This window comes from Streptomyces sp. NBC_00386 (assembly GCF_036063235.1).
In the GTDB taxonomy this organism is placed as follows: Bacteria; Actinomycetota; Actinomycetes; order Streptomycetales; family Streptomycetaceae; genus Streptomyces.
Genome location: NZ_CP107950.1, coordinates 7,959,534 through 7,977,915 on the forward strand (window position 1 = coordinate 7,959,534; position 18,382 = coordinate 7,977,915).

Below are 18,382 nucleotides of genomic sequence, written 5' to 3' on the forward strand. Positions count from 1 at the left end.
GGCTATCGGATTGGTAAAGAACACCGGTCACGTCTGTTCTCAGGGACCTCACAGCCGAAAGGATCCTCGTACCAATCGCAAAGATGTACGGGGAGGTCACACTTGAGGTCCAAGAGACCCACGAAACGGGTGACAGCGCTCGGTTCGGCCGGAGTGCTCGTCACTGCGACCCTGATAGCCGGCGCCGTCGCGGCCCCGTCGGCCACCGCCGACTCGCGGCACGGCCACGGCTACGGGCAGAGCCGCGAGCAGCGCGGAGCGGCCGTCGCCGCCGAGCGGGCCGCCAAGGCCGGGATCGACTGGCAGGACTGCCCGGCCGACTGGGGCTTCGAGAAGCCGATCCAGTGCGGCTGGGTGAGCGTTCCGCTGGACTACGCGCACCCTTACGGCAAGCAGCTCAAGCTGGCCGTGGACCGCATCGGGAACACCGGCACCAAGGCGGAGCGCCAGGGCGCGCTCGTCTACAACCCGGGCGGCCCCGGTGGCTCCGGCATGCGCTTCCCGCGCCGTGTCACCACCAAGGCCCCGCTGTGGGCGAACACCGCCAAGGCGTACGACTTCGTGGGCTTCGACCCGCGCGGAGTCGGCCACTCGGCGCCCATCTCCTGCATCGACCCGCAGGAGTTCGTCAAGGCGCCCAAGGCGGACCCGGTCCCGGACTCCGAGGCCGACAAGCGGGCCCAGCGCAAGCTGGCCGCGGAGTACGCCGACGGCTGCGCCGAGCGCAGCGGCAAGGCCGTGCTGGCGCAGATGACCACGCCCAACACGGCACGCGACCTCGACGTCATCCGGGCCGCGCTCGGCGAGAAGAAGCTCAACTACCTGGGCGTCTCCTACGGCACCTACCTCGGGGCCGTCTACGGCACGCTCTTCCCGGGCCACGTGCGCCGCATGATCGTCGACAGCGTCGTCAACCCGTCGCGCGACAACATCTGGTACCAGGCCAACCTGGAGCAGGACATCGCCTTCGAGGGCCGCTGGAAGGACTGGGAGGACTGGGTCGCCAAGAACGACGCGGCCTTCCACCTCGGTGACACCCGCGCCAAGGTGCAGGACCAGTGGCTGAAGCTGCGCGCCACCGCGAAGAAGAGCCCGCTGGGCGGAGTCGTCGGCCCCGCCGAGCTGATCTCCTTCTTCCAGAGCGCTCCGTACTACGACTCCTCGTGGGTGCCGACCGCCTCGGTGTTCAGCAAGTACGTCGCCGGTGACACCCAGGCGCTCGTCGACGCCGCGTCCCCCGACCTCACGGACACGGCGGGCAACATCTCCTCGGAGAACGGCAACGCCGTGTACACGGCCGTCGAGTGCACCGACGCGCAGTGGCCCACCAGTTGGAAGAAGTGGGACCGGGACAACACGCGGCTCAACGCCGAATATCCCTTCATGACCTGGGCCAACGCATGGATGAACCTTCCGTGCGCCACCTGGGGGGTCAAGCAGCAGTCCCCGGTGGAGGTGAAGACCGGCAAGGGCCTGCCCGCCGTCCTCATCGTGCAGTCCACCAATGACGCCGCCACCCCGTACCCGGGCGCCGTCGAACTGCACAAGCGGTTCAAGGGCTCCCGCCTGATCACCGAGCAGGGCGCGGGCTCGCACGGTGTGACCGGACTGGTCAACCCGTGCATCAACGGGCGGGTGGACTCCTACCTGCTCACCGGCAAGACGGACGCCGCCGACGTGACGTGCACGCCGCACGCCACTCCGCAGCCGTAGTACTCGCCCACGAGGGGGCGGCCGGTCCGACCGGCCGCCCCCTCCGGCGTACGCCGTGACGGCGCCGCCTCAGGAGGAGAGCCAGGCGTCCTCCGCCGCGTAGTCGAAGAGGTCCCCGTAGTTCCTGGCCATCGCGGGATACGCCTCACGCCAGTCCTTCCCCGCGAGGTGCCGCTCGATCGAGGCGACCGTCTCCGGGAGCCTGTCGGCGTACCGGGTCACGGGGCGGTAGCCGAGCTCCCTCTCGGCGGCGCTCATGTCGCAGACCACGGGCAGGGGGACCGACCAGGGGGTGTCGCCGACCGTCGGGGACGGGGGAGGCCCGTCGACGAGAACGTCCTCTGTCCCGACGCCCATCACCGCGTCGATCGCCCGGACGATCTCCGCCACGGTCGGCGCGTCGGGGTCGCAGGCGTTCAGGACGCGCGGGCCCGGTTGTGCGGCGGCCAGCCGGATCAGCTCGGCGAGGGTGTGGACGCTCACCGGATGGAAACGGCTCGCGCCGCCGTACGCGAGAATCCGCCTGCGGCGTCCGTCCAGATTGCGCTTGACGACATACAGCTCGCGGGGCGTGCGGCCGTACGGGCCGTGGACGGCTCCCGCCCGCAACAGCGTCGTCGGCAACCGGTCGCCCGCGGCGAGGAGTTCACGCTCCAGGGCCGCCTTGCGTGTGCTGTACGTGGCCTCACCGGGGCGCGCGGTCCCCAGGCTCTCCGGGATCGGCACGGGATACGCGGGGAAGCCGTCCGGCTCCGACTGCGTGTCGAAACCGCGCCCCTTGTCGTCCTCGTACACCGACACACTGGAGATGACGACGGCCGAGCCCACCCGGCCGGCGAGACCCGTCAACTGCCGCGCGTGGTCCGCTCCGTACGCGACGATGTCCACGAGCACGTCGCATCCGTCGCCGACCGCCGCGGCCAACGCGGTGTCGTCCTCCCGGTCGAGCGCCGCCGTGCGCACCTCGGCGGGCCAGCCGCCGTCGCGACGGCCGCCGCGTGAAGCGGCCGTCACCTCCCAGCCGTCCCGGGCGAGCGCCGTCACGGCCGCGCGTCCGATCTGTCCTGTCGCTCCGATCACCACAGCACGTCTCATACGTAAGAAACGTACAGGACGTACGTGCAGGTTCCCGGTCGGGTCAACTCATCGGCATTCGGGGGAACCTGCGGCCCGCCTCGGCCCTCTCCGCCGCTTCCTCGGCCTTGACGTCGGCCGCGTACCGGTCGACGTACTCCTGCTCGGAGAGCGCCAGGATGGCGTACATGATCTCGTCGGTGATGGCGCGCAGGATGGCCTTCTCGCCCTCCATCCCGGCGTAGCGCGAGAAGTCGAGCGGCTTGCCGAAGCGGATCACCACGGGATGGATCCGCGGGAGCTTCCTGCCCGGGGGCTGGGCCTCGAAGGTGCCGATCATGGCGCAGGGGACGACCGGGGCCTGAGCCCGCAGGGCCATCACCGCGACACCCACCTTGCCCTTGTAGAGGCGTCCGTCGTGCGAACGGGTGCCCTCGGGGTAGATCCCGAGCAGCTCGTCCTTGTTCAGCACGCCGAGGCCCTCGCGGATGGCGGCCTGTCCCGCTTCCTTGCCCGACCGGTCCACCGGAATCTGTCCGATGCTGCGGAAGAACACCGCCGTCAGCCGCCCCTTGATGCCGGGTCCGGTGAAGTACTCGGCTTTCGCCAGGAAGGTGATCCGGCGCTTCAGGATCGCCGGCATCAGGAAGTGGTCCGCGAAGGACAGGTGATTGCCGGCCACGATGGCCCGGCCCGACGACGGTACGTGCTCAAGGCCCTCGATCCGGGGCCGGAAGACCAGTCGCAACAACGGACCCAGAAGCACGTACTTGAGCACGTAATAGAACACTGGGGCACTCCTCGTTTTCCCCGGGAGCGATCAGTGTAGGCGCGGCCGTCGCCGGGCGTAACCAGCGTGGTGTCACTCTCTGTGGCCTCTTGGCCGGTATCAGACTCCTTGCGTCAGGACTTTCTCGAGAGACCCGAGAGCCGACCGGAGTTCCGCGGCCGTGATGGTCAGCGGCGGCGCCAGCCGGATGGTCGAGCCGTGGGTGTCCTTGACCAGAATTCCCTCGTTCATCAGGCCCTGGCTGATCTCGCGGCCCGTGCCGATGGAGGGATCGATGTCGACGCCCGCCCACAGTCCCCGTGACCGGAAGCCCTCGACACCCCGGCCCACCAGGGCCGTCAGCCCGTCCCGCAGCAAGGCGCCCAGCTCGGCCGCCGTGCGCTGGTACTCGCCGGTCTCCAGCAGGCCCACGACCGCCGATCCGACCGCCGCGGCCAGCGGATTGCCGCCGAAGGTGGAGCCGTGCTCACCCGGACGCAGCACACTCAGCACGTCCCGGCGGCCGACGACCGCGGAGACCGGCACGATGCCGCCGCCCAGTGCCTTGCCGAGCAGCAGCAGGTCGGGGACGACCGACTCGTGCTCCACCGCCAGGGTGGTGCCGGTGCGGCCGAGCCCGGACTGGATCTCGTCCGCGACGAAGAGGCAGCCGGTGCGGCGGGTGAGCTCGCGGACGCCGGCGAGGTAGCCGTCGTCCGGGATGATCACGCCCGCCTCGCCCTGGATGGGTTCGAGCAGCACCGCGGCCGTCGTCTCGTCGATCGCCGCTTCGAGCGCGGCCAGGTCGTTGTACGGCACGACCCGGAAGCCGGGCGTGAAGGGCCCGAAGCCCGCGCGGGCCGTCTCGTCGGTGGAGAAGCTGACGATCGTGGTCGTACGGCCGTGGAAGTTGTCGGCCGCCACCACGATGGTGGCCCGGCCCGGCTCGACGCCCTTCACCTCGTACGCCCACTTGCGGGCCACCTTGATGGCGCTCTCCACCGCCTCGGCGCCCGTGTTCATCGGCAGGACCATGTCCAGGCCCGTCAACGTGGCCAGGGACTCGGCGAATCCGGCCAGCTGGTCGTTGTGGAAGGCCCGTGAGGTCAGGGTGAGCCGGTCGAGCTGGCGGTGCGCCGCCTCGATCAGCACCGGGTTGCGGTGGCCGAAGTTGAGCGCGGAGTAGCCCGCCAGCATGTCGAGATAGCGCCGCCCCTCCACATCCTCGACCCAGGTGCCCTCGGCGTGCGCGACGACCACGGGCAGCGGGTGGTAGTTGTGCGCCAGGACGGGGCCCTCGGCCCGGATCAGTTCCTCGGAGCTGCGGGTGCCTGCGCCGGCGGGATCGGTCGCACGGGCGGGAGCGGTCATGAACGGATCTCCTGTGTGCAGCACTTGATGCCGCCGCCGGCCTTGTGGAACTCCGACAGGTCGACGGGGACGGGGACGTAGCCGTGGCGGACGAGCTGGTCGGCGAGGGCCTCGGCGCGCGGCGCGATGAAGACATGGCGGCCGTCCGAGACGGAGTTGAGGCCGAACGCGAGGGCGTCCTCACGGGTGGCGAGCACCGCGTCGGGGAACAGCCGGCTCAGCACCTCGCGGCTGCCCGGCGAGAACGCCTCCGGGTAGTACGCGATGTTGTCGTCGTCGAGGACGAAGAGCGCGGTGTCCAGGTGGTAGAAGTGCGGGTCCACCAGGCGCAGGCCGATGACCGGGACGCCGAAGAACTCCTGGACCTCGCTATGGGCCTCGGGCGTGGTGCGAAATCCCGTACCGGCGAGGATGTAGCGGCTCGTCGGGACAAGGTCGCCCTCGCCCTCGCACACCGACTCCGGGCGGTAGACGTCGAAGCCCGCCGTCTTGAACCAGGTCTCGTACGCGGTGGACTCGGGACGGCGCTCGGGTGCGTGGAAGGACGAGCCGAAGACACGGCCGCCCAGGACGAGCGCGCAGTTCGCCGCGAAGACCATGTCGGGAAGCCCGGGGACCGGTTCGACGGAGTCGACGGTGTGGCCGTGCGCGCGATAGGCGCTGATCAGCACCTGCCACTGATCTCGCGCGAGATCGACGTCCACGGGGGTGTCGGGACGCATCCATGGGTTGATCGCGTACTGCACGGCGAAGTGTCTGGGGTCGCAGACGAGGAAGCGCCGGGGGCGCGGCACACGGCTTTCGGACACAGAGAGGTTCCTCCGCTTCCTGCGGTGTCGGCTGGTGGGATACCTCCACGGTAAGAAGCGAGGGCCAGGCACGACAAGCGACGAGAGCTGCGCATATACGCAGGACCGCTGCGTGATCGGCAGGTTCAGCGCACGTTTCCTGCGTCATCGGGAGCCGCGTGGGTCGCCCCGGCCTCCGGGGCCTCGGGCAGCAGATGGGACAGCACCATGTAGCTGACCGTCTTCCGGATGAACGGCTCCACCCGGATGCGCTCCAGGACCTCCTCGAAGTGCTCCACGTCGACGGCCCGTACATGGAGCAGCGCGTCCGCGCCCCCGGTCACCGTCATCGCCGCGGTGATCTCCGGATGGTTGCGCACCACCTCCGCGAGCCGCCTGGGCGGGGCCGCGCCCTCGCAGTACACCTCCACGTACGCCTCCGTGCGCCAGCCGAGCGCCGCAGGCTTCACCGTGGCCGTGAACCCGGTGATCACGCCGGTCTCGCGCAGCCGGTCGACACGGCGCTTGACCGCCGTCGCGGACAGTCCGATCGCCGCGCCGATCTCCGCGAAGCTCGTCCGGGCATTGGCCATCAGGGCGGTGATGATCTTGCGGTCGAGCTCGTCGAACATCGCGGGCTTGCTGCTCATGGGCGCACTGTATCCAGCGGCGACCACCACCCGGCCGGCGGCGACGGCCGTGTCCCGCACATGTCCAGCCACGCGAATCGCTCCTACACTCCACTCTCATGCTGCGCGCGCTCGCCGTCGACGACGAACAACCCTCCCTCGAAGAGCTGCTGTATCTGCTCAACGCCGATCCCCGGGTCGGCAGCGCCGAGGGCGCGAGCGACGCGACCGAGGCGCTGCGCCGCATCAACCGGGCCCTCCAGTCGGGCCCCGGCGGCCCCGAGGCGATCGACGTCGTCTTCCTCGACATCCACATGCCCGGCCTGGACGGGCTCGACCTGGCCCGGCTGCTCGGCGGGTTCGCCCAGCCACCGCTCGTCGTGTTCGTCACCGCCCACGAGGGGTTCGCCGTGCAGGCCTTCGAACTCAAGGCCGTCGACTACGTCCTGAAGCCCGTACGCCGCGAACGGCTCGCCGAGGCGGTCCGCAGGGCCGCCCAACTGCGGGACACCGCACCCCTGATCCCCGTCCACGAGCCCGACCCCGACCACATATCCGTCGAACTCGGCGGAGTGACACGCTTCGTGGCCGTCGAGGACATCACCCACGTCGAGGCCCACGGCGACTACGCCCGACTGCACACCGCACAGGGCAGCCACCTGGTCCGCATCCCGCTGTCGACCCTCGAAGAACGCTGGCGCCCCCGCGGCTTCGTCCGCATCCACCGGCGCCACCTCGTCGCCCTGCGCCACATCGGCGAACTCCGCCTGGACGCCGGTACGGTGAGTGTCCTCGTCGACTCCGTCGAACTCCAGGTCAGCCGCCGGCACGCCCGCCAACTGCGCGATCTGCTGCTGCGCCGGACCACGAGCTGAGGAGCACCGCGTGCCGCAGGACCCCACCGAACGCCGCGTGGTCGTCACCGGAGCGCCCCGGCGCGCTCGCCGGACGTCCGGCTACTACCGGCCGAGGACCGAGATCGACGAACAGACCACCCTCGGCCACACCTATGTGCGTTCCCTGATGCGCAGTCAACTCCGAGCCGCATGCGTCACGTTCGCCGTCCTGGTCCTGCTCGTCGGACCACTGCCGCTGGTCTTCGCCGCGATGCCGGACGGAGCCACCCTGGAATGGGTCGTCCTCGGCTTCTGCCTCTACCCGCCTCTCGTGCTGCTCGCCCGCTGGTACGTACGGCGCGCGGAACGCAACGAGAGGGACCTCGTGCGCCTGGTCGAGGACCGCTGAACCGTGAACGAGAACTACTCCGTTCCCGCCGTCGCCCTCGTCGTCCTCGCGACCGTCCTGGTCGGCGCGTTCGGGCTGCGCATCTCCCGGACCACCTCCGACTTCTACGTCGCCTCGCGCACCGTCGGCCCCCGGCTCAACGCGGCCGCGATCAGCGGCGAATACCTCTCCGCCGCCTCCTTCCTGGGCATCGCCGGCCTCGTGCTCGTCCAGGGACCCGACATGCTCTGGTACCCGGTCGGCTACACCGCCGGCTATCTCGTGCTGCTCCTCTTCGTCGCGGCACCCCTGCGCCGCTCCGGCGCCTACACCCTGCCCGACTTCGCGGAGGCCCGGCTCGGCTCCCAGGCCGTCAGACGGCTCGCCGGGGCGTTCGTCGTCGGCGTCGGCTGGCTCTACCTGCTGCCCCAGCTGCAGGGAGCGGGGCTGACGCTGGCGGTGCTGACCGACGCACCCGACTGGTTCGGCGGGGTACTGGTCGCCGTCGTCGTGGTGGCCACGGTCGCTGCGGGCGGCATGCGCAGCATCACCTTCGTCCAGGCCTTCCAGTACTGGCTCAAGCTCACCGCCCTGCTCGTCCCCGCGCTCTTCCTGATCCTCGCCTGGCAGTCCCACGGCGCCCCCCGCGACGCCTTCGAGGAACCGCCGGCCTTCCGCGAACAGCGCCTCGTCCAGGTCGATTCCACACTCGACCTGAAGCTCACCCGGCCACTGACCGTCACCGCCACGGGCACGGTCGACGGCCGGCGGTACGAGGCCATGCGCGTCCGGCTCCCGCGGGGTACCCACCGCATCGACGGCGGCACCCGGCTGACCTTCGACCGGGGCACGCCGGTCCCGGCGGCCGAACGCGGCAGCGACGACGCCCTGGCGACCTCCCCGGCCGCCGGCCGCGAGGAACGCCCGCTCTACGCCACCTACGGCCTGATCCTCGCCACCTTCCTCGGCACGATGGGCCTGCCGCACGTCGTCGTCCGCTTCTACACCAGCCCGCACGGTGTCGCCGCCCGCCGCACCACCGTCGCCGTACTCGGCCTGATCGGCGCCTTCTATCTCCTGCCGCCCGTCTACGGAGCGCTGGGCCGGCTGTACGCCCCCGAACTCAGCCTCACCGGCGACGCGGACGCCGCCGTCCTCCTGCTGCCCGACAGGATGATCGGCGGAGTCGGCGCGGACCTGCTCGGGGCGCTCGTCGCGGGCGGCGCCTTCGCCGCGTTCCTCTCGACGGCGTCCGGGCTCACCATGGCGGTCGCCGGGGTGCTCACCCAGGACGTCCTGCCCTCCCGCGGCGTACGGCACTTCCGGCTCGGCACCGTCCTGGCGATGGCCGTACCGCTCGCCGCGAGCGTGCTGGTGGGAGGGCTGCCCGTCGCCGACGCGGTGGGGCTCGCGTTCGCCGTGTCCGCTTCCTCCTTCTGCCCGCTGCTGGTCCTCGGCATCTGGTGGCGGCGGCTCACCCCGCCCGGAGCGGCGGCCGGGATGATCGGCGGCGGCGGCGCGGCCCTCGTCGCCGTCGGCGCCACCATGGCCGGCTATCCGGGGACGACGGGCTCCCTGCGCGCCCTGCTCGCCTGGCCGGCGCTCTGGTCGGTGCCGCTCGGCTTCGTGACCATGGTGCTGGTCTCGCTGGCCACCGCCGCCCGCGTACCGGCCGGCACGGCCGCGATCCTCGCCCGCTTCCACCTACCGGAGGAACTCACGGACGGCCAGGTCCGCGCGGCGGTCGGCGCGACGGCGGGCATGGCGGCGGGCACGAAGGAGGCGGGGCCATGAGGGCCCCGGACAAGGGGCCAGGCGGAGGGTGGCTGCGGGGTGAGAGGTCCTGGGCCGGGTGGCCGCGATCCCGCCGGCCGCGGGGACGGGGGTTGAGCCGGTCTTCCGAGCGGTGGTCGTGCGGGCCGTCCGGGCGGTGGTCGTGGTGGCTGTGCCGGCGGGCCGCGCGTTGGTCGTCCGGGGCCGGGGCCGGGGCCGGGGCCGGGTCCGGGTTCGAGTCCGAGCCGGGCCGAGCGTCGGTGCGCGGCTTCGGGGAAGGAGTGGTGAGCCGGTGAGCGGATTCATCGCCGGGCTGTGTGTGGCCGTGCTCCCCTTGCTGGCGGCCGGATTCTGGCTCGGCAGGCGTACCGCGCGGCCCGAGAACCTCGGAGGACTCGGCACCCCGGTCGAGCACGCCACCTTCGAGACCCTGCACACCGCCTCGCTCGCCGCGCCCCCGCTCCGCGCCGGACTCACCGAGGAGACGGCCCGCCGCTCCGCCCGTCGGCTGCGCACCCTGCTCGGCACGGACGCCCTGTGCCTCACCGACCAGGAGACGGTCCTCGCCTGGGACGGCGTCGGCGCCCACCACCGCGCCGAGGTCATGGAACGTCTCGGCGGCCCGCTGGAGACCGGCCGGGGCGAGGCCTTCAGGCTGGCCTGCGACGAGCCCGACTGCCCGCTGCGCTGGGCCGTCGTCGCCCCGCTCACCGTCGACGAACGGGTGCACGGAGCACTCGTCGCCTGCGCGCCCCGCGAGTCCGCGGTCCTCGTACGCGCCGCCGGTGAGGTCGCGCGCTGGGTCTCCGTCCAACTGGAGCTGGCCGACCTCGACCGGTCCCGGACACGGCTGATCGAGGCGGAGATCAAGGCGCTGCGCGCCCAGATATCCCCGCACTTCGTCTTCAACTCGCTCGCGGTGATCGCCTCGTTCGTCCGCACCGACCCGGAGCGCGCCCGCGAGCTCCTGCTGGAGTTCGCCGACTTCACCCGCTACTCGTTCCGCAGGCACGGCGACTTCACCACGCTCGCCGACGAGCTGCACGCCATCGACCACTATCTGGCACTCGTCCGGGCCCGCTTCGGCGAGCGGCTGTCCGTCACCCTCCAGATCGCACCCGAGGTGCTGCCGGTCGCGCTGCCCTTCCTCTGTCTCCAGCCCCTGGTGGAGAACGCCGTCAAGCACGGACTCGAGGGCAAGACCGACAAGAGCCACATCAGCATCACGGCGCAGGACGCGGGAGCGGAGGCGCTCGTGGTCATCGAGGACAACGGCGTGGGCATGGACCCCGAACGGTTGCGCCGCATCCTGTCCGGCGAGGCCAGCCCCTCCGGGGGGATCGGCCTCTCCAACGTCGACGAACGGCTGCGCCAGGTGTACGGCGACGATCACGGCCTGGTCATCGAGACCGCGGTGGGAGCGGGAATGAAGATCACCGCCCGGCTTCCCAAATACCAGCCCGGCGTGCACTCGGCGGCCGGCCGCCCCCGGCAGTGAAGGGTGGACCCGGCGGACGGATCAGAGGCCCGGCCGGTGCGACGGGCTCGCGGTCAGGTGCCGTGGGAGACCACCATCCCCAGCGTGATCAGGCCGAGCACGACCCAGCCGAACCACAGCCAGCCGTTGCTGCCCAGCGCCACCGTGTAGGCCGTCACCACGACGAGCCCGCCCACGGTGAGCACCCCCATCGTCTTCGTCGAACCGGGCATCGCAGCACCCTCCTCCAGGCGGGTCCGCGGCGCGGGCCGTGGCCTTTGGGGCCATTTTCACCCGGAGGGACGCGCTTCGCCAGGGCCGTGCGGACCCCCGGGCCCCCGGGCGGAGACGGAATTCAGCGGCTGCGCGCGTTGAGCGAGGCCAGGTAGGCGTTGTAGGCCTCGAGTTCCTTGTCGCCGTCCCGGTCGGCGGCGCGGTCCATGCGCTTGGCCTGGCGCTGCTCGGAGTTGTACCACTGGAAGAGCAGCGCGAGCAGGACGAGGACGGAGGGGATCTCGCTGAACGCCCAGGCGATCCCGCCGGCGGCGGTCTGGTCGGCGAGCGCGTCGATGCCGAGGGAGGCCGGCGGGTTCTTGTACGACTCGACCATCGGGCCCGAGGCCATCATCAGCGCGATGCCGAAGAACGCGTGGAACGGCATCCCCGCGAACAGCTCCAGCATCCGCATCAGATAGCCCGGGCGGTGCGGGCCCGGGTCCACGCCCATGATCGGCCAGAAGAAGACCAGCCCGACGGCGAGGAAGTGGCACATCATCACGATGTGGCCCGTGGCCGAGCCCATCAGGAAGTCGAAGATGGGGGAGAAGTACAGCGCGTACAGGCTCGCGATGAACATCGGGATGGTGAACGCCGGGTGCGTGACGACCCGCATGTACCGGCTGTGCAGGAACATCAGCAGCAGTTCACGCGGACCCTTGCTGCCCCGCTTCGCGGCCACCGGCAGCGCGCGCAGCGCCAGCGTGACGGGCGCCCCGAGCAGGATCAGGATCGGGGACAGCATGCTGATCACCATGTGCTGGACCATGTGCACGCTGAACATGACCATGCCGTAGTCGTTCAGCCTGGTGCACATGACGAGCATCACCGTGAGCACACCGGCCACGAAGGAGGCCGTACGGCCCCACGACCAGGCGTCGCCGCGCCGGGCGAGCCGGACGGCTCCCCAGCCGTACAGGCCGAGCCCGAGCAGGCACGCGACGAGGAAGAACGGGTCCGCGGACCACTCGAGCCCCCGCCCCAGCGTGAACGGCGGCAGATCCATGGTCATGCCGTGCCCGCTGTGATCCATCCGCCGGCTCCTGTTTCTGGGGTGCCTCCCCTGGCCCTTTTACGGCACTGGGGGAGGTTGTGCGCTGTCTGTCCGCACCAGAGTAGAACCGCCCCCGGCCGCGACTGCGACCGGGGGCGGTTCCGACGGCGTACGGCTCAGAGCACGCATTCCGCCTCGGCGTAGCGCTCGTCCGGAACCGTCTTCAGGGTCTCGACCGCCTCGGCGAGCGACACCATCACGATGTCGGTCCCGCGCAGCGCGGTCATCTTCCCGAACTCGCCCCGGTGCACGGCCTCCACGGCGTGCCACCCGAACCGGGTGGCGAGCACGCGGTCGTACGCCGTCGGCGTGCCGCCCCGCTGCACGTGGCCGAGGATGACCGGGCGGGCCTCCTTGCCGAGCCGTTCCTCCAGCTCGATGGAGAGCTGCCGGGCGATGCCCGCGAAGCGCTCGTGGCCGTAGATGTCCTTGCCGCCCTCGTCGTACCGCATGGAGCCCTCGCGGGGCTTGGCGCCCTCGGCGGCGACGACGATGGCGAACCGCTTGCCGGCCTCGAACCGCTCGCCGACCTTCGCGGCCAGCTCCTCGATGTCGAAGGGCCGCTCCGGTACGACGATGGCGTGGGCGCCCGCGGCCATGCCGGAGTGCAGCGCGATCCAGCCGGTGTGGCGGCCCATGACCTCCACGATCAGGACACGCTGGTGGGACTCCGCGGTGGTCTTCAGCCGGTCGAGGGCCTCGGTCGCGACACCGACGGCCGTGTCGAAGCCGAAGGTGACGTCCGTGACCGCGATGTCGTTGTCGATGGTCTTCGGCACGCCGACGATGGGCAGGCCGCCGTCCGACAGCAGGCGGGCCGCCTTCAGCGTGCCCTCGCCGCCGATCGGGATGATCGCGTCGAGCCCGAGGTCCGCGACGTGCCCCTTGGCCCGTTCCACGCCGTCACGCAGATGCGCGGGCTGGACCCGGGAGGAGCCGAGCATGGTGCCGCCGCGAGCCAGGATTCCGCTCACCGCGTCGAGGTCGAGCTTGAGGTAGTCGCACTCCAGGAGACCCTTCCAGCCGTCCCGGAAGCCGATGACCTCGTCGCCGTGGTCGACGACGGCGCGGTGTACGACCGACCGGATGACGGCGTTCAGGCCGGGGCAGTCGCCGCCGGACGTGAGGACACCAATGCGCATAGCCCGAAATACCTTCTCAACGTGGTCCGGGGACCGGACCACGTTGTCCGGCAAGGATCCCCGCCACCCTACCGGCGGGAGGGGCCCGCGCCCTACCGTGCGTCCGCCTGCTGGACGCACCCGCTCACCTGTGCGGATGCGGTTTCAGACGGGCTCCGGGCGGGGTCGGACGGGCCTGTTCGGTGGAGCGGAAACGGTTCTTCTCGGGAAACGCAAAGAGGAACCGTTCCTCCTCGAGAAACGGTTCCTCTCACCCGCCGGGGCGGGTCGGCCCTACGCGGGCTGCTGGGCGGACGAGATGCGCTCGGAACGCAGCGCCTCGTACCAGCGGTCGTCGGTCGGCGGCAGCGCGTTGACGTCGAGGGCCAGCTTCAGCAGCAGGTCCGCGATCTGCGGGTTGCGGGCGAGGACGGGCCCGTGCATGTACGTGCCGAACACAGTGTCGTTGTACGCGCCCTCGGTGCCGTCACCCGTGCCGTTGCCCTTGCCGAGCCGCACGTTCGCGAACGCGCGGGCGGTGGGACCGAGGTGGGTGACGCCCTGGTGGTTCTCGAAGCCGGTGAGCTGGGGCAGACCGAGCCGCGGGTCGATGTCCCCGAGGACGTCGCCGACGCACCGCTCGCCTTCACCGCGCACCGAGACCACGTCGAGCAGGCCGAGGCCCGGCTCGCGCTGGCCCAGGTCGTTGATGAACTCGTGCCCGAGGATCTGGTAGCCGGCGCAGACGGAGAACACGATCGCGCCGTTGCCGACCGCGCGCTCCAGACCACCGTCGCGGCGCAGCCGCTCCGCGGCCAGCCGCTGCGGCCGGTCCTCGCCGCCGCCGATGAGGTAGATGTCACCGGAGGTCGGGACCGGCTGGTCGCTGCGCACGTCGACGCGGGCCACGTCGAGGCCGCGCTGACGCGCCCGGCGCTCCACGACGAGGGCGTTGCCCTGGTCGCCGTAGGTGCTCAGCAGGTCTGGGTAGATCCACACCAGGCGCAGGCTGTTGTCAGTCATTCTCTTCGTCCTCCGTGGCTCAGTTGCCGACACGACGCCTCAAGTCCTGGAATGCGGTGTAGTTCGCGATGACCTCGATGCGTCCGGGCGGTGCCATCTGCACGGCCTGGTCGAGGGTGTCGCAGACCTGGAACTGCTGGTTGGCCACTTCGAGGCGGACGGCGAGGTCGAGCTTGCGGTCGCCGAGAACGAAGATCGGGTGTCCGGTCAGACGGGTGTAGTCGACGTCCCACAGCCAGGAGGTGTCGGTGCCGTCGGCGCCGCGCGCGTTCACCGAGAGGATGACCGGGGTCGGCGGCGGGTCGATCAGGGAGAAGGTTTCCAGCCAGCCCGCGGGGTTCTTGGCGAGCAGCAGACGCAGATCGCGCTCCATGAACTGGACCACGTCATAGCGTCCGGCCACCGCCTGCACCTGGTACATGCGCTCCAGGGCGACCTGCGGCGGCACTCCGAAGACGGCGGCCACGGCGGCCGACGAGGCGGCGTTCGCCTTGTTGGCGCGGCCCGGCAGCTGGAGGTGGATCGGCCACGCGGACCCGTGCGGGTCGAGGACGTGGTCCCCGGACAGGGCCCAGGTCGGCGTGGGACGGCGGAAGCCGCACTCGCCGCAGAACCAGTCGTCGCCGGGGCGCTGCATCACACCGCCGCACGAGGGGCAGGACCAGGCGTCTTCCTTCCACATCTGGCCGGCCGCCACCCACATGACGTTCGGCGAGGAGGACGCGGCCCAGACGACCAGCGGGTCGTCCGCGTTGGCGATCACGACGGCCTTGGAACCGGCCAGCCCCTCACGCCAGTGCTCGGCCATCATCCGGGTCTCGGCGGCCCGGTCGAGCTGGTCGCGCGACAGGTTCAGCAGCGCGATGCACTTCGGGTCGGTGTCACGTGCCACACCGGCGAGGTACTTCTCGTCGACCTCGATGACCGCGAACTTGGCGTCCGAGCCGCCGGCCAGCGCCGAGGTGATGCCCGCGGGCATGTTGGCGCCGAGCGCGTTGGACACGACCGGGCCCGCGGCGCGCAGCGCCTCCGCGATCAGCCGGGTCGTCGTGGTCTTGCCGTTGGTCGCCGACACCAGGATCACGTCCAGGTGCGTGGCGAGCCTCGCCAGCAGGTCGGGGTCGAGCTTGAGCGCCACCCGGCCGCCGATCACCGATCCGCTGCCGCGTCCGGCGGCTCGCGAGACGGCTGCCGCCGCCTTGCCCGCCGTCACGGCCAGCTTGGCCCGCGGCGACAGCGGGTCCGAGTTGCCTGACATCGTTTCTCGATCCTCCTTGCGTACGCGCCGCGCCCCTGCCCCCGGCACATGTAGGGGTCAGCCTATCGAGATCCACTCACGGGCCCGAATCGCGGCACCACCTCGGTGCCGGCGCGACATGCGCGCGCCTGCCAGGACCGTACCCTTGCCGCCATGCGACACGGTTCCATCCCCGGCACCCACGGGCGCGTCCGGCCCCTCATCCTGCTAGGTGACCCCGTCCTGCGTACAGCCTGCGAGGACGTCACAGATTTTGGCCCTCAACTCGCGGAGCTCGTCGAGGACATGTTCGCGACGATGTACGCCGCCGAGGGCGTCGGTCTCGCCGCGAACCAGATCGGCGTCGGCCTGAGGGTCTTCGTGTACGACTGCCCGGACGACGACGATGTCCGTCATGTCGGATATGTGGTGAACCCCCGTCTTGTCGAGGCGGACGGTGTGGTCCTGCGTGGACCGGAGGGCTGTCTCTCGCTGCCCGGTCTGGAGGCCGGCACCGAGCGCTTCGACCACGCGGTCGTCGAGGGCCGCACGGTCACCGGTGAGCCGGTCACGGTGCACGGCACCGGCTGGTTCGCGCGGTGTCTCCAGCACGAGTGCGACCACCTCGACGGCGGGGTGTACGCGGACCGGCTCACCGGGTGGCGGCGGCGGCGTCTTCTGCGCAAGGTGGCACGGGCTTCCTGGAGCGGCTGAGGGTCGTCCGGTGCCGCCGGCCGTTTCCCGCGGCGGGCGGCACGCCTTCTGACGGGGTGTCCGTATGGGCCCCGGTCAGAAACCCGGGCCGCCGACGCGGTCGCCCGCCGCCGCGAGACGGCCCCACAGCAGGTCGGCCAGGCTTCGCACCAACTCGGCGCGCGTGCACGGCCGTTCGCCGAGCCACCAGTCCCCGGCGGCGTGCATCATGCCGACGATGCCGTGGCCCCACACCCGCGCCAGCTGCTGGCTGCCCGGTCCGAGGTCCACCCGCTCCTCGATGACCTCGGCCAGTTCCTCGCCCATGCGACGCAGTACGGGCGCCGAGTACTTGCCCACGTCGAACCCGGCGTCGCCCGGCTGGCCGCCCTCCGCCGGATGCATCAGGAAGCGGTAGACCTGCGGTCGCGCCTCGATGGCGGCCAAGTACGTGTCGAGCGTCGCCTCCACGCGCTCACGTCGTTCGGCGGGGGCGTCCAGTGCCGCCCGCAGCGCTTCGAGGAGAGCGTCGGTGTGCCGCTTGGCGAGTGCCGCGTAGAGGCCGCCCTTGTCGCCGAAGTGGCGGTACAGGATGGGCTTCGTGATGCCGGCCTCGGCGGCGATGGCGTTCATGGAGGCCCCGGGGCCGTCGCGGAGCACCACTCTGTCGGCGGCTTCCAGCAGTTCGCGCCGGCGGCGGTCGGCGGACCTCTGCTGATCGGTCCGCTGTGTGGTGTCCATGTGCTCTCCCCACCCGTGGTGATTCGGTGACGCCTGCGCAAACTAACACTGATCGTCGTATGGGTATCGAACGGGATCCCGAGCCGAGTTCGGGAGTTGACTTTTCCTACTAGCCGGTAACACACTCCAGTTACCGCAAGTAACAGTTTAGTGCAGCGCTGGAGGGGACATGGCCGAGTTCACCATGGAGCTCAACGACGAACAGAAGGAGGTCCGGGACTGGCTGCACGGCTTCGCCGCCGATGTCATCCGCCCCGCGGCCGCCGAATGGGACGAGCGCGAAGAGACTCCCTGGCCGGTCATCCAGGAAGCCGCCAAGGTCGGCATCTATTCCCTGGACTTCTACGCGCAGCAGTACTTCGACGCCACCGGGCTCGGCATACCCATGGCGATGGAGGAGCTGTTCTGGGGCGACGCGGGCATCGCGCTGTCCATCGTCGGCACCGGCCTCGCCGCCGTGGGCGTCCTCGCCAACGGCACCGAGGAGCAGATCGGCACCTGGATCCCCCAGATGTACGGTGATGCCAACGATGTCAAGGTCGCCGCCTTCTGCTCCTCCGAGCCCGACGCCGGCTCCGACGTCGCCTCGATGCGCACGCGTGCCGTCTACGACGAGGCCAAGGACGAGTGGGTCCTGAACGGCACGAAGACCTGGGCGACGAACGGCGGCATCGCCAACGTCCACGTCGTCGTCGCCGTCGTCGACACCGAGCTCGGCTCCAAGGGCCACGCCTCCTTCATCGTGCCGCCGAACACGCCCGGCCTGTCCCAGGGCCAGAAGTTCAAGAAGCACGGCATCCGCGCCTCGCACACCGCCGAGGTCGTCCTGGAGAACGTCCGCATCCCCGGCTCCTGCCTGCTCGGCGGCAAGGAGAAGCTCGACGAGCGCCTCGCCCGTGCCCGTGAGCGCGCCAGGGCCGGTGGCGGCGAGCGGGTGAAGAACGCCGCGATGGCCACCTTCGAGGCCTCCCGTCCGGCCGTCGGCGCCATGGCGGTGGGCACCGCGCGGGCCGCGTACGAGGTGGCCCTCGACTACGCGAAGACGCGTGAGCAGTTCGGCCGTCCGATCATCGACAACCAGGGCGTCGCCTTCCAGCTCGCCGACATGCGCACCTCGATCGACGCGGCGCGGCTGCTGGTCTGGCGGGCGTCCTGGATGGCGGTCAACGGCAAGCCGTTCACGGCCGCCGAGGGCTCGATGTCGAAGCTGTTCGCCAGCGAGACGGCGAAGAAGGTCACGGGCCAGGCGATCCAGATCCTGGGCGGCAACGGCTACACGCGGGAGTACCCGGTGGAGCGCATGCACCGCGACGCGGCCATCTACACGATCTTCGAGGGCACCAGCGAGATCCAGCGCCTGGTGATCGCCCGCACCCTGTCCGGGATGCCGATCCGCTGACACCTCCGCACGGGCCGGGA

The 18,382-nt window shown here is 70.8% G+C and carries 18 protein-coding genes; 7 read left to right on the top strand and 11 right to left on the bottom strand.

The genetic code is table 11. The features are described 5' to 3' along the window. Positions 1 to 102 precede the first annotated feature (102 nt). Entirely contained in the window at positions 103 to 1,713 is a 1,611-nt protein-coding gene (locus tag OG780_RS35060) for an alpha/beta hydrolase (RefSeq protein ID WP_328454976.1), read from the top strand. Between the two features lie 69 nt (positions 1,714 to 1,782). On the opposite strand, the gene OG780_RS35065 is transcribed toward OG780_RS35060, so the two are convergent. From OG780_RS35065 to OG780_RS35085, 5 genes are all read right to left on the bottom strand, one after another. Continuing rightward, positions 1,783 to 2,796 carry an NAD-dependent epimerase/dehydratase family protein gene (locus tag OG780_RS35065; protein WP_328458610.1) on the bottom strand — a complete coding sequence of 338 codons (1,014 nt, stop codon included), beginning with the start codon at positions 2,794 to 2,796 and terminating at the stop codon, positions 1,783 to 1,785. A 55-nt stretch (positions 2,797 to 2,851) separates the two neighbouring features. Next, positions 2,852 to 3,577 (bottom strand): lysophospholipid acyltransferase family protein, encoded by a 726-nt coding sequence (locus tag OG780_RS35070; protein WP_328454978.1) that lies wholly within the window; start codon positions 3,575 to 3,577, stop codon positions 2,852 to 2,854. A 99-nt stretch (positions 3,578 to 3,676) separates the two neighbouring features. Continuing rightward, positions 3,677 to 4,927: an ornithine--oxo-acid transaminase gene (rocD, locus tag OG780_RS35075; RefSeq protein ID WP_328454980.1), complete on the bottom strand. Its 1,251-nt coding sequence runs from the start codon at positions 4,925 to 4,927 to the stop codon at positions 3,677 to 3,679. Beyond that, positions 4,924 to 5,736 carry a dimethylargininase gene (gene ddaH / locus OG780_RS35080; RefSeq protein WP_328454982.1) on the bottom strand — a complete coding sequence of 271 codons (813 nt, stop codon included), beginning with the start codon at positions 5,734 to 5,736 and terminating at the stop codon, positions 4,924 to 4,926. Before ddaH ends, rocD begins: the two co-directional genes overlap by 4 nt. A gap of 125 nt (positions 5,737 to 5,861) precedes the next feature. Continuing rightward, a complete protein-coding gene (locus tag OG780_RS35085; protein WP_326789146.1) occupies positions 5,862 to 6,365 on the bottom strand; it encodes an Lrp/AsnC family transcriptional regulator in 504 nt (167 codons plus the stop codon). Between the two features lie 98 nt (positions 6,366 to 6,463). Between OG780_RS35085 and OG780_RS35090 the strand changes: the two genes are divergently transcribed. The 4 genes from OG780_RS35090 (at position 6,464) to OG780_RS35105 (ending at position 10,839) form a co-directional block, all read left to right on the top strand. After that, positions 6,464 to 7,219 carry a LytR/AlgR family response regulator transcription factor gene (locus OG780_RS35090; protein ID WP_326789147.1) on the top strand — a complete coding sequence of 252 codons (756 nt, stop codon included), beginning with the start codon at positions 6,464 to 6,466 and terminating at the stop codon, positions 7,217 to 7,219. A 10-nt stretch (positions 7,220 to 7,229) separates the two neighbouring features. Then, on the top strand, positions 7,230 to 7,589 hold the full coding sequence (locus tag OG780_RS35095; RefSeq protein WP_326789148.1) for a hypothetical protein: 360 nt from the start codon (positions 7,230 to 7,232) through the stop codon (positions 7,587 to 7,589). Positions 7,590 to 7,592: 3 nt separating this feature from the next. After that, positions 7,593 to 9,362, top strand: coding sequence for a sodium/solute symporter (locus OG780_RS35100; protein WP_328454987.1), 1,770 nt, complete (start codon positions 7,593 to 7,595; stop codon positions 9,360 to 9,362). Positions 9,363 to 9,633: 271 nt separating this feature from the next. Next, positions 9,634 to 10,839, top strand: a complete 1,206-nt coding sequence (locus OG780_RS35105) for a sensor histidine kinase (protein ID WP_328454989.1) — start codon at positions 9,634 to 9,636, stop codon at positions 10,837 to 10,839. A 53-nt stretch (positions 10,840 to 10,892) separates the two neighbouring features. Here the strand turns inward: OG780_RS35105 and OG780_RS35110 are convergent, their stop codons facing one another. The 5 genes from OG780_RS35110 to OG780_RS35130 form a co-directional block, all read right to left on the bottom strand. Beyond that, the gene (locus OG780_RS35110) at positions 10,893 to 11,051 is read right to left on the bottom strand and encodes a hypothetical protein (protein WP_328454991.1); all 159 of its coding nucleotides are present in this window, start codon (positions 11,049 to 11,051) and stop codon (positions 10,893 to 10,895) included. Between the two features lie 122 nt (positions 11,052 to 11,173). Continuing rightward, positions 11,174 to 12,127: a cytochrome c oxidase assembly protein gene (locus OG780_RS35115; protein ID WP_328454993.1), complete on the bottom strand. Its 954-nt coding sequence runs from the start codon at positions 12,125 to 12,127 to the stop codon at positions 11,174 to 11,176. A 137-nt stretch (positions 12,128 to 12,264) separates the two neighbouring features. After that, positions 12,265 to 13,290, bottom strand: a complete 1,026-nt coding sequence (locus tag OG780_RS35120; protein ID WP_328454995.1) for a 6-phosphofructokinase — start codon at positions 13,288 to 13,290, stop codon at positions 12,265 to 12,267. Between the two features lie 273 nt (positions 13,291 to 13,563). Beyond that, a complete protein-coding gene (locus tag OG780_RS35125) occupies positions 13,564 to 14,292 on the bottom strand; it encodes a type 1 glutamine amidotransferase (protein ID WP_328454997.1) in 729 nt (242 codons plus the stop codon). A 19-nt stretch (positions 14,293 to 14,311) separates the two neighbouring features. Next, positions 14,312 to 15,550, bottom strand: a complete 1,239-nt coding sequence (locus OG780_RS35130; protein ID WP_326789155.1) for a MurT ligase domain-containing protein — start codon at positions 15,548 to 15,550, stop codon at positions 14,312 to 14,314. A 153-nt stretch (positions 15,551 to 15,703) separates the two neighbouring features. Between OG780_RS35130 and def the strand changes: the two genes are divergently transcribed. Next, positions 15,704 to 16,243 (top strand): peptide deformylase, encoded by a 540-nt coding sequence (gene def, locus OG780_RS35135; RefSeq protein WP_328454999.1) that lies wholly within the window; start codon positions 15,704 to 15,706, stop codon positions 16,241 to 16,243. Positions 16,244 to 16,318: 75 nt separating this feature from the next. On the opposite strand, the gene OG780_RS35140 is transcribed toward def, so the two are convergent. Then, a complete protein-coding gene (locus tag OG780_RS35140) occupies positions 16,319 to 16,963 on the bottom strand; it encodes a TetR family transcriptional regulator (RefSeq protein ID WP_326789157.1) in 645 nt (214 codons plus the stop codon). A 169-nt stretch (positions 16,964 to 17,132) separates the two neighbouring features. Between OG780_RS35140 and OG780_RS35145 the strand changes: the two genes are divergently transcribed. Beyond that, complete coding sequence (locus OG780_RS35145) at positions 17,133 to 18,362, top strand: acyl-CoA dehydrogenase family protein (protein ID WP_328455001.1); 1,230 nt, start codon at positions 17,133 to 17,135, stop codon at positions 18,360 to 18,362. Positions 18,363 to 18,382: the final 20 nt, after the last annotated feature.